Origin of the sequence: Devosia sp. YIM 151766 (assembly GCF_030285925.1) — a bacterium.
In the GTDB taxonomy this organism is placed as follows: domain Bacteria; phylum Pseudomonadota; class Alphaproteobacteria; order Rhizobiales; family Devosiaceae; genus Devosia.
Window position 1 is genome coordinate 1,932,402 of the sequence record NZ_CP127251.1, and the last position, 12,402, is coordinate 1,944,803.

Consider the following 12,402-nt stretch of genomic DNA (forward strand, 5'->3'; position numbering starts at 1 on the left):
CTAACCGAGATGAGGGAACGCAAGAACCCAGCTCTCCATCGCAAGTTCTTGAAGCAGCGCTATTCCTCTGGGCCTAGCGGCCATGCGACCGCCCTACCCCCATTCGTGAACGCTTCCATGGGAAGCTGAACACCCTAAATCCCCACGCCGCCCACCGGCTCGGTTTCGAATTGCTCCGCGAAGCTGGCGATCATCGGCCTGGCGCGGCTGATGGTCTCGCGCACTTCGGGGATGTGCAGCGAGGCCGCATGGCTCTGCTTGCTGTCCCACACTTCGGTAATCCAGATGCCGTCTTCGCTCCCCGGATCGCGCGCCAGCACATAGCTCAGGCAGCCCGCCATCGGCACCTGCCCCTCCTGCATCACCGTCAGCAACGCTTCGCGCTGGCCCGGCGCCGCCATCATCCGACCGATCAATCCATACATGATTTTACTCCTCGCCCGAACAAATGATGAACAAATCTCATCCCGGCGTCAAGCGCCGCCATTGACTTGCCCTGCCCTCGTGCAGCAATGAAGGCCAAACAGACCCCGAGGCCGCCCCATGTCCGTCGACCAGCTCTCCGTCTCGCTCACCAAGGAACAGGCCTATGCCCTGGTCGACGCCGTCTCCGAGCGCGACGATCTGGCATTGACCGCTTCGGCGCATGAAAACGAGGAGACGGGCGAATGGGTGTTCGAGGCCACTTGCGACAGCCCGCCCGACCTTGAAGCCTTTTCCGAACTGGCGCGGCAAGTGCTCGGTGGCGATGTCGCTTTTTCCGTCGAGCCCATTGATCCCGAGGTCAACTGGGTTGCCAAGTCGCTCGAAGGGCTCGCCCCGGTAATCGCCGGCGGCTTCTATGTCTATGGCAGCCATTCCAGCGATCCGGTCCCCCAAGGCCTGACCCCGATAAAGATCGAGGCGGCGCAAGCCTTCGGCACCGGCCACCACCAAACCACCACGGGCTGCCTCGAAGCCATCGAGATGGTTCTGCGCAAGCGCACCCCCGGCCGCATGATCGATATCGGCACCGGAACCGGCGTTCTCGCCATTGCCCTTGCCAAGCGCATTCACGCCAAAATCCTCGCGACCGATATCGACCCGATCGCGGTCGCGACGACCATTGAAAATGCGCGGGACAATGGCGTCGGCGATCAGATCGACGCCCTCGAAGCAATCGGCCTTGATCATGCCGAAATCGCCACGCGCGCGCCCTTCGACCTGATTGTCGCCAATATTCTCGCCGGCCCGCTGACCGAGATGGCGCCCGGCATCGGCCAGGTCGCACAGCCCGGCGCCCATGCCATCCTGTCCGGCATTCTCAATATTCAGGCCGATGGCGTCATCGCCGCCTATGATTCCGCCGGCTTCGCCCTGGAAGATCACCTCAAGCGCCAGGAATGGACCACTCTGGTCCTGCGGAAACGCTGACCCCGGCGCCATTCCGGCTTTGACGAAATCGACGCCTCAATCCCCCACTCGTCCCCCTCGCGCTTGACGCGAGGGTTCTTGGCGATCCGGGAGGAGACGCCATAGGCGATAGTGCGAGCGGGGGACACGAATATCGCCGCTTTCATGAAAGCTGAAACACCCCCAAAAAAGTAAAATCCCCGAAGCGGGCTCCGGGGATCGGCAGGGATCGTCAGCAGTAAGCCTGCAGCAATGTCAGGGGCGCTTGGTAACCGCGCCGATCAGCTGATACTGCATGCGGTAGCTGATCTGGCGGGAGGCTTCGCGGCCACGGGCATCGATCAGGCCACCCAAAGCGTTGCGAAAACCATTCTTGCTTTCAGTCATCTTCCACTCCATGTGCCGGAGGGTCCATCGCCATCCGACAATCTCTCTTTAGGCTGTTTGCGCCCTCTCGGTTAGGTGGCCACAGGCAGGTCAGCCATGCCGTTTTCGCAAGCGCGATTAACGGCGATCCGTCTTGTCCCGGCTGGCTTCATACTTGCGCCCATAAAGTTCGAGGTAGCGCTCGGCCTCGCGGGAGCGGCTTTCCACAATGGCATCGAAGGCGCGCTGAAAGAAATTCTGCTTCTTGTTCATTTGTCTCTCCTTGTCCTACGCCTTTAAGATAGGTTCGGATTGCGCGGCGACCACCGCCAGAAAATCAGGCCAGCCATGACCGGGGTGCACCCCGGCGCCAGGATATGCAGATGACCTCCTCTCCTTTCCCCCCCACCAGGTTCCAGTCATTCGACGAAAAGACCGATCCCGGTCAGGTCGCGCCCCGCCTGGCGGCGCTCCGCGTCGCCATGAAACAAGCCGGCTTCGACGCTTTCCTCATCCCCCGCGCCGATGCGCATCGGGGCGAATCCGTTCCCGCGAGCGAGGCGCGCCTGGCCTATGTCACCGGTTTCACCGGCTCGGCCGGGCTCGCCGTGATCGGATCGGAGAAGGCTGGGCTGTTTGTCGACAGCCGCTATACCTTGCAGGCCCCGGCCCAGACCGATACCGGCAAGATCGATGTGCATGAAGTCAATCAGGGCGGCATCAGCCCGGACGTGAAGCTTTATGTCCCCAAGGGCGGCCGGCTCGCCTATGATCCCTGGCTGCATACCCCGGGCGAGGTGCGCGACCTCGCCGAAAAACTGGCTGGTCATGCCGAAATCGTGCCCCATGCCAATCTGGTCGACGCGATCTGGAGCGACCGCCCGGCGCCGCCGGTCAGCCCCATCGAATTTCTCGGCCACAATCGCGCCGGGCGCACGGCCGCGGACAAGATCGCCTATCTCCATGACGTGCTCGCCGCCGAACCGGCCGACGCCGCCGTGCTGACCCTGCCGGAATCGATTTGCTGGCTGTTCAATATGCGCGGCCGCGATGTGCCCAACACCCCCTTCGTCCTGGGCTTCGCCATCGTGCCGGAATCCGGCCTGCCCACGCTCTATCTCGATGAAGCCAAGATCACGCCCGACCTGACCCGCGCGCTGGACGGCATCGCCACGATCGCCCCGAGCGCCACCCTGGCGGAGGCGCTGGAAAAGCTGGGATCGGACAAGCGGGCCGTCATCGTCGACCCGCAATCCGCTCCTGCCGCCGTCGCCGATATTCTGCGCCAAGCCGGCGCCGAAGTGGTTGAAAAGCGCGATCCCGTTCTCGGTCCCAAATCGCGCAAGAACGACGCCGAACTGGCCGGCATGCGCGAGGCGCACCGGCTGGATGGCGTCGCGCTGGCCAAATTCCTCTGCTGGTTCGATGCGGAAGCGCCCAAGGGCGAGTTGACCGAAATCGGCATCGTCACCGCGCTCGAAGCCTGCCGCCGCGAGGAAGAAACCTGCATCGATGCCAGTTTCGACACCATTTCCGGCGCCGGCCCCAACGGCGCTATCGTTCATTACCGGGTGACCGACAAGACCGACCGCCGGCTCAATGCCGGCGAACTCATGCTGGTCGATAGTGGCGCGCAATATCTGTCGGGCACCACCGACATCACCCGCACCCTCTATACCGGCTCGGCGACGCCGGAACAGAAGGACCGCTATACCCGCGTGCTCAAGGGCATGATCGCCATTTCCACCGCCCGCTTTCCCCGGGGCACGACCGGCGCGCAGATCGACGTGCTGGCGCGGCAATATCTCTGGCAGAAGGGCATCACCTATAATCACGGCACCGGCCATGGCGTCGGCGCCTTTCTCGGCGTGCATGAAGGCCCGGTGGGCATCGCCCCGCGCTACACCCTGCCCCTGGAGGCCGGCAATATCCTGTCCAACGAACCGGGCTATTACAAAACCGGCGAATACGGCATCCGCATCGAGAACCTGCTCGTGGTCCGGGACGCCGAAGACTTCCCCGGCTATCTGGATTTCGAAACCCTCACCCTGGCACCCATCGATACGCGGCTGATCGAGCCCGGCCTGCTCACCGCCGACGAACGCGACTGGCTCAACGATTTCCACGCCCGCGTGTGGACCGAGATCGGCCCGCTGCTGCAAAGCAAGGCCAAGGATTGGCTTAAGCACGCCACCGCCGCCATCTGAGGGATTATGCGCCTATTCCTCCGCTGCGCCCTCCCCTTGAGGCAATCTATCGCCCATGGCTTCGATAGCGCCGCTTTCCCGGATCGTCACCCTCGCGTCAAGCGCGAGGGTGACGAGCGTGGTGTGATCTCCGATAGCCTTCCTCGCCTGCGTTCGAGAACGCGAAAACGCATCAGCCCCCGACCCGCTCGAACCATTCGTCCTCGCTGATCACCTCGACGCCCAGCGCCTGCGCCGATTTCAGCTTCGATCCGGCGCCGGGGCCGGCGACCAGAATATCGGTTTTCGCCGACACCGAGCCGGCCACCTTGGCCCCCAGCCGTTCGGCCATGGCCTTGGCTTCCGAGCGGGTCATTTTTTCCAGGGAGCCGGTAAACACCACCGTCTTGCCCGCCACCTGGCTGTCGGTGGCGATGCTGAGCACATAGGGCTGCGGCTGCACCTGCCGCAGCAGCGCCTCCAGCACATCGTCATTGCGTTCATTGCCGAAAAAATCGGCCAGCGCCCCGATCACCGTGCCGCCTATGCCGTCCACGGAAGGAAATGCCGCGATCGGGTCCGCCGCCGCCGCCACGTCCTTGCCGACGCGGATCAATTCTTCCATCGTTCCGAATGTGCGCGCCAGCGCCGCCGCCGTGGTCTCCCCGATATGGCGGATGCCCAGCGCGAAAATGAACCGGTCCAGTTCCGGCTGCCGCCGCGCATCGATGGCGGCGAACAGCTTGTCCAGTCCCTCGAAATTTCGCTCATCGACGCTCCGCACATTCTTGCGCACCCTGCCCGAAGCGGCCTCGCGGGCCCTGGCCTGCTCCTCGCGCCGCTCGGCCAGCGCCAGTTGCACTTCGGGCCGCCGATCCTTAAGCGTGAAAATCTCGGCGGCGTTGCGCACCAGGCCCTTGGCGAAGAAGAGATCGATATTCTCTGCCCCCAGCCCCTCGATATCCAGCGCCCCGCGCGACACGAAATGCCGCAAGCCCTCCACCGCCTGGGCCGGGCAGATCAATTCGCCGGTGCAGCGCCGCCGCGAATCCTCCTTGCCGGTCTTGGGGTTGATCTCCCGCGTGGCGGGCGAGCCGCAAACCGGGCAGGTCTGCGGAAATTCATAGGGCACCGCCCCCTCCGGCCGCTTGTCGAGCACCACCCGCACGATCTGCGGAATGACGTCGCCGGCCCGTTGTACGACAACGCTGTCGCCGATCCTTATATCGATCCCCTCGCGGATCGGCTCGCCCTTGCTGTCGACGCCTTTGATGTAATCTTCGTTGTGCAGCGTGACATTCTCCACCACCACGCCGCCGACCGTCACCGGCTCCAGCCGCGCCACCGGCGCCAGCGTACCGGTCCGGCCCACCTGGATGTCGATGGCCCGCACCACGCTCGTCGCCTGCTCGGCCGGGAATTTATGGGCGATGGCCCAGCGCGGCTCGCCGGTCACATAGCCCCAGCGCTTTTGCAGCTCGATCCGGTCGACCTTGTAGACCACCCCGTCGATGTCATAGCCGAGAGAAGCCCGCTGCGCCTCGATGTTCCGGTAATGGGCGATCAGCTCGTCCGCCGAAGCCGCGCGCACCATGAGCGGGCTGACCTTGAACCCCCATTCGGCGAATTTCTGCACCGCCCCGAACTGGCTGTCGGCCGGCTCGCTGCTGGCCAGGCCCCAGGCATAGGCGAAGAATTTGAGATTGCGGCTGGCGGTGATGGAGGGATCCTTCTGCCGCAGCGAGCCGGCCGCCGTATTGCGCGGATTGACGTAATCCTGGCCGCCAATCGCCGCCGAGCGCTGTTTCAGCGCCTGGAATTCGGCATAGGTCATATAGACCTCGCCGCGAATTTCGATCACTTCCGGCCAGCCCGAACCGGCCAGCCGCTCCGGAATATCCTCGATCGTGCGCAGATTGGCGGTTATGTCCTCGCCCACCGTCCCGTCGCCGCGCGTGGCGCCCCGCACGAAGATTCCGTTCTCATAGCGCAGCGATGCCGACAGCCCGTCGATCTTGGGCTCGGCGGTAAAGGCCAGCTCCAAATCCTTGTCCCGCTCGAAAAACCGCCGCCCGCGCTCGATGAAATCGACCACGTCCTGATCGCTATAGGCCTTGGCCAGACTGAGCATGGGCGCGCCATGCCGCACCTTGGCAAAGCCTTCCGCCGGCGCCGCCCCCACCTTGCCCTTGGGGCTGTCCGCCCGCACCAGTTCCGGAAACGCCTCTTCTAGCGCGTCATTACGCTGTTTCAGCGCGTCATATTCGGCGTCGCTGATCTCCGGCGCGTCATTCTGATGATAGGCAATGTCCGCCGCCGCGATAGCGGCCGCCAGCCGCTCCAGTTCAATGCGGGCTTCGTCCTCGGACAGATCGACAACGTCTTTTTGCGGCAATTCGGACATGGGGGAACTCAGCACGAACAGGAAAATGAACATTACCCACCGGGTCGTTCCCGTGAAAGCGGGAATGACCCGGTGACTTCCGGATCTATCCCAATGCGCTCAGCAATTTCTTGGCGGCAGCGCGCGCTTCATTGGAAATCTCCGCCCCGGCCAGCATGCGCGCCACCTCCTCCTGCCGCGCATTCTTGTCCAGCGGCTGGACATGGGTGCGCATGAACGCCCCCTCATTCACCATCTGCTTTTCGATGAGCAGGTGCCGGTCGGCCCGCGCCGCGACCTGTGGGGCGTGGGTCACCGTGAGCACCTGCACCCCACTGGCCAGCCGCGCCAATCGCCGCCCGATCGCATCGGCCACCGCGCCGCCGACCCCGGTGTCGATTTCGTCGAAGATCAGCACCGGCGCCGAACCGCGATCGGCCAGCACCACTTTGAGCGCCAAGAGGAACCGGCTCAATTCACCGCCCGACGCCACCTTGAGCAGCGGCCCGGCTGCCGTCCCCGGATTGGTCTGCACATGAAAGGCGATCTGGTCCAGGCCCGCCGCCGCGACACGCTCGCCATCGACCTGGTGATCGACGATGAACCTGGCCGCCCCCAGCTTGAGATCGGGCAATTCGGCTTCCACTGCCCTGCTCAGCGCCTTGGCCGCCTTTTTGCGCCCGGCGCTCAGCATATCGGCCGCCTCGCGATAACGCGCCCGCGCCGCCGCCTCTTCGGCTTCCAGCGCCTTGAGCCGGCTTTCCCCGCTCTGCAAGGTGTCGAGATCGCCCCGATACTTCTCCAGCACGTCGGCCAGCCCGTCGCAAGACGTCTGATGCTTGCGCGCCGCCGCCCGCAAGGCGAAGAGCCGCTCTTCGACCGCCTCCAATTCCCCGGGATCGAACGCCATTTCCCGCTTCACGTCTTCGAGCGCGTCATTCGTCCGGTCCAGCGCCACCAGCGAGGCGTCCAGCGCGTCGACGATCGGCTGAAACAGGCTGGCTTCGCCATCGACCTTGCGCACCAGCCGGCGCAGCAAAGATGCCAGGGCCGGCGACGGCGCATTGGCGCCGTTGAGGATGTCATCGATTTCGGCCACATCCGACGCAGCCTTTTCGGCCTGCTGCAATTGCTGCCGCCGCGCGGCCAATTCGTCCTCCTCGCCGGCTGCCGGCCTGAGCTTTTCCAGCTCCTCCACCGTATGGCGCGCATAATCCTCGGCCGCCACGGCTTCCGCCACCAGCGCCCGCTGCTCCTCGACCGCCTGTTGCGCCTCGACCAGCGCTGCCCAGTTTTCGCGCACCATGGCGCCTTCGGCATTCAACTCGCCGAAGGCATCCAATGCGGCGCGGTGCGTCGCCACATCCACCAGCGCCCGCTCGTCGTGCTGGCCATGAATTTCGATGATCTGGCTGCCCACCTTCTGGAGCAGCGAGGCGGAAACCGGCTGGTCATTGATGAAGGCGCGGGTGCGCCCATCGGCGAATTGCACCCGCCGCAGGATGACGTCTTCATCGTCGGGAATCGCATTGTCGCGCAACAGCGTCCGCGCCGGATGGCCGGGCGCCAGTTCCAGCACCGCAACCACCTGGCCGCTATCCTGCCCCAGCCGCACCAGCGAGGCATCGCCGCGCCCGCCCAGCGCCAGCGCCAGCGCATCCAGCAGAATGGACTTGCCGGCCCCGGTCTCGCCGGTCAGCACCGTCATGCCCGCGCCCAGCGCCAGGTCGAGCTGGTCGATAAGAACGATATTGCGGACCGACAGCGCGTTGAGCATGCGCGAGTTTCCCGAATTGGACCGATAGCCCGATATAACACCGTCCCGCCGGCGTCACCGATTCATCGACCCCGCTTCCACAGCAAAGACCGGTGAACGGCATGATAATGAACTAGAACAAAATGGCAACATTGTTTTTGATGGAGATATCCGCCACGGCACAATCTTCCGCAAACCTCATCCTGGGTCCCCAGCAGACCTCATCCTGAGCTTGTCGAAGGACGAGGTCGGGAAACTCAATGCTCACCCCATGGTTCGACAAGCTCACCATGAGGCTCTCGATGGGAATAGACCTCATCCTGGGTCCCACACCCCCAGAAGACCTCATCCTGAGCCTGTCGAAGGACGAGGTCGAAAACGCGATGCCCACCCCATCGTTCGACAAGCTCACCATAAGCTCCTCCATAGAGCGGCCATAGGAGCCCCCGGCGAACCCCCGAAAATAAAAAGGGCCCCGAACGGGGCCCTTCCTGCTTTTCGATGATCTGCCGCTTAGCGCCTATGCGACGCCAGCCAGCTGCCGGAATTCAGCTGCGGCGCCAGGCCCTGCTTGCCCAGCAGCTCGAAGCCGCGCTTGTACCAATCGCTGGACGGGTAATTGTGGCCCAGCACGGCCGCCGCCGACATCGCCTCATTCGTGAGGCCCAGCAGCAGATAGCTTTCCGTCAGGCGATACAGCGCTTCCTCGACATGAGTCGATGTCTGCCACTTTTCCACCACCTCGCGGAAGCGGTTGATCGCGGCGGCATATTGGCCATTGCCCAGATAATAGCGTCCCACCGACATTTCCTTGCCGGCCAATTGGTCGAAGGCGACCAGCAGTTTTTCCTTGGCGTCGATGGCGTGTTCGGATTTGGGATAATTGTTGATGAGCAATTGATAGGTGTCGATGGCATCGCGCGACAATTGCTGGTCGCGGGTGATGTCCTTGATCTGGGCGAAATAGGCGGTGCCCTTGAGCCAGAGAACGTAAGGCACGTCCTTGCCATTGGGATAGAGCGCCAGGAACCGGTCGGCGGCCAGAATCGCCTCGTCCAGCTTGCCGCTGCGATAATTCGCATAGACCAGCATCAGCTTGCCCTGCTCGGTCAGCGCATCGCGCGGATGCTGGCGTTCGAGCTGTTCCAGCTTCTTGATCGCGGTCTGGTAATATTGGCGATCCATGTCGTCCAGCGCGCCCTGATAGAGCGAGGCGGCCGGCACGATGGGCTCTTCCCTGACCTTGGGCGGGCTGAACAGGCTACAGCCGGCAAGCGCCGCGGCGACGAGCCCGATGGCGGCGATCCGGGCGGCCCGGCTGGAAAACTGGCTGAAAACGACAAGTTTCACGAACTGCCCCGTTCCTAATCATTCCGCATAAGGGCTGCGGCGTAGTTGGCAAATGGATCAAAACTGTGGCGCGGCTTGCCGGGAGCGCCCCCGGATCAGCGCACGGACCGCAGATAGTGATGAACCTCCAGACCGTCCGGCTGGTCGTCGAATGCCTCGAATTCCAGCGGCAGGTCTTCCGCGCCGACTATCTCATAATTGGCTTCGCTCGAAAAGAGACCGGCCAGAACATGTGCATTGAGCGCGTGTCCGCCCTTATAGGAGCGGAACCGGCCCCAGATGGGCAGCCCGCCCAGCGACAGGTCGCCGATGGCGTCGAGCAGCTTGTGGCGCACGAATTCGTCCTCGTAGCGCAGCCCGCCCGGATTGAGGATGCGATCCTCGTGCACGGTGATCGAATTGTCGAGGCTGGACCCCAGGGCATAGCCGGCCTGGCGCAGAATCTTGGCGTCGCGCACGAAACCGAAAGTGCGGGCGGGCGCCACATCCTCGAAATAGCGGCGCGGCGTCCAGTCGAAAATCATCCGCTGCCGGCCAATGACCTTGGAATCGAAATCGATCTCCAGGTCCAGCGCCCGGCCGTTATAAGGTTCGAGCGCCGCGAAGGCGTCGTTATTGCGCACGGTGACCGCCCGCACGACCTTGAGGAACCGGCGCTGCGCCGGCTGGATTTCCACGCCGCACGCCAGAATGGCTTCGGCGAAGGGAAAAGCCGAGCCGTCCATAATCGGACATTCGGGGCCGTCAAGCGTGATGAGCGCATTGTCGACGCCCATGCCCGACAGCGCGGAAACCACATGCTCCACCGTCGCCACGCTGATGCTGTCGCCCAGATCGAGCGTCGTGCACAGCGTCGTGCGGCTGACGCGCGAATGATGCACCGGCACCGCATTGCTCATCCGGCCTTCGCCCAGGTCGCGGCGAATGAGATAGCCGCTATCGGGGGCCGCGGCGGCGATCGTCAACGTCACCGATTGCGCGCTGTGAACGCCATAGCCGGAGAAGCTGATCTCACCGGCGAGCGTGCGCTGGCGCGTCAATAGCTTGTTCATACGTCGAGATACTCCGTGACGACTTCACGCTCGTGAGAACTGTTAGCCAAAAAAAACTCGGTGCGGAAGCCGCACCGAGTGAGCTTTCGGTAAACGATCAACAGCTGATCAGCCGTGTTTACGCAGGAATGCCGGTATTTCCAAGTGTTCCTTTGCCGTCGGGCCTGCCGGGACACGTCCCTGATTGTCGAGATTGCCGCGTGCGCCTTCGCTGGCCGGCGGAACCCGCGAAGTCCTTGCGCCACCGGCCTCGATGGCGCTGCGCGCCGCCGCGTCATCGGCCAGCGAGCGCTGCGGCTCGCTGCGCGTCTGCGGCTGCTGCTGGCTCAGATTGATGCCCACATTGGAGGCCAGGCGCTTGAACAGGGCGCGCGCATTGCGCGGCTCGGCGTCCTGACGTTCCGCCGCATCCTGTGACCGACGTGCAACAACTGGCAGTTCCTCGGTGCGCGGCATCCGGCGCTGTCCGTCCGGACGGGCGGCGTGCGAGGGCACATAGACGCTCGGGATCGGCTGCTCTTCGGGCATTTCCGCCTCTTCGGGCTCGGCCATGGCCTCGGCTTCCGGCATATAGGGCTCGACCAGGATGCCATCATCCTCATGGGCATAATGCTGGGCCGGCGGCTGGGCCGCGAAGGCCTGGGCGACGGCGGCTTCCACCTGGTAGCCGATATCCTCTTCCTCCTGCATGACCGGCTCGGCGGCCGGCGGCACGACCGAGCGCTCGGCCGGCACATGGCGCTTCACCGATAGCGGCGTGCGCGACGCATTCGGCTTGGCCGGCTCCAGCGCCTGCACCATGGTCGCATCGGTGCCGGTGGCCACCACCGACACGCGGATCGTGCCGTTGAGGTTCGGATCGTAGGTCGCGCCCAGGATGATATTGGCGTCGGTATCGACTTCCTCGCGAATGCGGCTCGCCGCTTCGTCCACTTCATAAAGCGTCAAATCCGGCCCGCCGGTGATCGAGATCAGCAGCCCGCGCGCCCCCTGCATCGACACATCGTCGAGCAGCGGATTGGCGATGGCGGCCTCGGCGGCATGGCGGGCGCGATCTTCACCCGATGCCTCGCCCGTCCCCATCATCGCCTTGCCCATGCCGCGCATCACGGCGCGCACGTCGGCGAAGTCGAGATTGATCAGGCCTTCCTTGACCATCAGGTCGGTGATGCAGGCGACGCCGGAGAACAAGACCTGGTCGGCCATGGCGAAAGCGTCGGCGAAGGTGGTCTTCTCATTGGCCACCCGGAACAGGTTCTGGTTGGGAATGACGATCAGCGTATCGACATGGCGATGCAGCTCATCGATGCCGTCATCGGCCAGCCGGGTGCGACGATTGCCTTCGAAATTGAACGGCTTGGTGACCACGCCAACCGTCAGAATACCCTGCTCGCGGGCCGCGCGCGCCACCACCGGGGCCGCGCCGGTGCCGGTGCCGCCGCCCATGCCGGCGGTAATGAACACCATATGCGAGCCGGACAGGTGATCGTTGATCTCGTCCCAGCTTTCCTCGGCCGCCGCCCGGCCCACTTCCGGATGCGAACCGGCGCCCAATCCTTCGGTGACGCCGACGCCGAGCTGGATGATACGCGGCGCCTTGGACAGGGCCAGGGCTTGCGCGTCGGTATTGGCGACGACGAAATCCACCCCGTCCAGACCGGATTCGATCATGTTGTTAACGGCGTTGCCGCCGCCGCCGCCCACACCGAACACGGTGATGCGGGGCTTGAGTTCCTGGATATCCGGGATGGTGAGATTGATGGTCATAGAAGGCCCCATACTGGCGTGGTTGGTTAACATTTACCCGCCCATTCGTTAACCGCAGCCTAACAAGTGAGTCGTTCCCGTTAACTTCCGCGCAAATTGCGACAGGACACGCCTGCCAATTGCCTTGCCGTTAACCATGCCGCGCCGGCG

Annotated in this window: 10 protein-coding genes; 2 read left to right on the forward strand and 8 right to left on the reverse strand. The window is 64.0% G+C overall.

Translation table 11 applies throughout. From position 1 onward, the window contains the following. Positions 1 to 134: 134 nt before the first annotated feature. On the reverse strand, positions 135 to 425 hold the full coding sequence (locus tag O9Z70_RS09470; protein ID WP_286018577.1) for a putative quinol monooxygenase: 291 nt from the start codon (positions 423 to 425) through the stop codon (positions 135 to 137). A gap of 118 nt (positions 426 to 543) precedes the next feature. On the opposite strand from O9Z70_RS09470, the gene O9Z70_RS09475 reads away from it, so the two are divergent. After that, complete coding sequence (locus O9Z70_RS09475) at positions 544 to 1,413, forward strand: 50S ribosomal protein L11 methyltransferase (RefSeq protein ID WP_286018578.1); 870 nt, start codon at positions 544 to 546, stop codon at positions 1,411 to 1,413. Positions 1,414 to 1,647: 234 nt separating this feature from the next. Here the strand turns inward: O9Z70_RS09475 and O9Z70_RS09480 are convergent, their stop codons facing one another. Both O9Z70_RS09480 and O9Z70_RS09485 read right to left on the reverse strand, forming a co-directional pair. Then, complete coding sequence (locus tag O9Z70_RS09480) at positions 1,648 to 1,779, reverse strand: hypothetical protein (protein WP_286018579.1); 132 nt, start codon at positions 1,777 to 1,779, stop codon at positions 1,648 to 1,650. A gap of 117 nt (positions 1,780 to 1,896) precedes the next feature. After that, positions 1,897 to 2,031: a hypothetical protein gene (locus O9Z70_RS09485; RefSeq protein ID WP_286018580.1), complete on the reverse strand. Its 135-nt coding sequence runs from the start codon at positions 2,029 to 2,031 to the stop codon at positions 1,897 to 1,899. Positions 2,032 to 2,141: 110 nt separating this feature from the next. Here O9Z70_RS09485 and O9Z70_RS09490 point away from each other — a divergent pair, with 110 nt between their 5' ends. Further along, on the forward strand, positions 2,142 to 3,965 hold the full coding sequence (locus O9Z70_RS09490) for an aminopeptidase P family protein (RefSeq protein ID WP_286018581.1): 1,824 nt from the start codon (positions 2,142 to 2,144) through the stop codon (positions 3,963 to 3,965). Between the two features lie 172 nt (positions 3,966 to 4,137). Here the strand turns inward: O9Z70_RS09490 and ligA are convergent, their stop codons facing one another. The 5 genes from ligA to ftsZ form a co-directional block, all read right to left on the reverse strand. After that, the gene (gene ligA, locus O9Z70_RS09495) at positions 4,138 to 6,381 is read right to left on the reverse strand and encodes an NAD-dependent DNA ligase LigA (protein WP_502870120.1); all 2,244 of its coding nucleotides are present in this window, start codon (positions 6,379 to 6,381) and stop codon (positions 4,138 to 4,140) included. Between the two features lie 52 nt (positions 6,382 to 6,433). Then, entirely contained in the window at positions 6,434 to 8,104 is a 1,671-nt protein-coding gene (recN, locus tag O9Z70_RS09500) for a DNA repair protein RecN (protein ID WP_286018582.1), read from the reverse strand. A 492-nt stretch (positions 8,105 to 8,596) separates the two neighbouring features. Beyond that, a complete protein-coding gene (locus tag O9Z70_RS09505) occupies positions 8,597 to 9,433 on the reverse strand; it encodes an outer membrane protein assembly factor BamD (protein ID WP_286018583.1) in 837 nt (278 codons plus the stop codon). Between the two features lie 95 nt (positions 9,434 to 9,528). Beyond that, entirely contained in the window at positions 9,529 to 10,485 is a 957-nt protein-coding gene (gene lpxC, locus O9Z70_RS09510) for a UDP-3-O-acyl-N-acetylglucosamine deacetylase (protein WP_286018584.1), read from the reverse strand. A 108-nt stretch (positions 10,486 to 10,593) separates the two neighbouring features. After that, complete coding sequence (gene ftsZ, locus O9Z70_RS09515) at positions 10,594 to 12,252, reverse strand: cell division protein FtsZ (protein WP_286018585.1); 1,659 nt, start codon at positions 12,250 to 12,252, stop codon at positions 10,594 to 10,596. Positions 12,253 to 12,402: the final 150 nt, after the last annotated feature.

Bases quoted from the DNA above. Each gene is read 5' to 3' on its own strand.
- O9Z70_RS09470 (WP_286018577.1), bottom strand. From the start codon at position 425: ATGTATGGATTGATCGGTCGGATGATGGCGGCGCCGGGCCAGCGCGAA.
- O9Z70_RS09475 (WP_286018578.1), top strand. From the start codon at position 544: ATGTCCGTCGACCAGCTCTCCGTCTCGCTCACCAAGGAACAGGCCTAT.
- O9Z70_RS09480 (WP_286018579.1), bottom strand. From the start codon at position 1,779: ATGACTGAAAGCAAGAATGGTTTTCGCAACGCTTTGGGTGGCCTGATC.
- O9Z70_RS09485 (WP_286018580.1), bottom strand. From the start codon at position 2,031: ATGAACAAGAAGCAGAATTTCTTTCAGCGCGCCTTCGATGCCATTGTG.
- O9Z70_RS09490 (WP_286018581.1), top strand. From the start codon at position 2,142: ATGACCTCCTCTCCTTTCCCCCCCACCAGGTTCCAGTCATTCGACGAA.
- ligA (WP_502870120.1), bottom strand. From the start codon at position 6,381: ATGTTCATTTTCCTGTTCGTGCTGAGTTCCCCCATGTCCGAATTGCCG.
- recN (WP_286018582.1), bottom strand. From the start codon at position 8,104: ATGCTCAACGCGCTGTCGGTCCGCAATATCGTTCTTATCGACCAGCTC.
- lpxC (WP_286018584.1), bottom strand. From the start codon at position 10,485: ATGAACAAGCTATTGACGCGCCAGCGCACGCTCGCCGGTGAGATCAGC.
- ftsZ (WP_286018585.1), bottom strand. From the start codon at position 12,252: ATGACCATCAATCTCACCATCCCGGATATCCAGGAACTCAAGCCCCGC.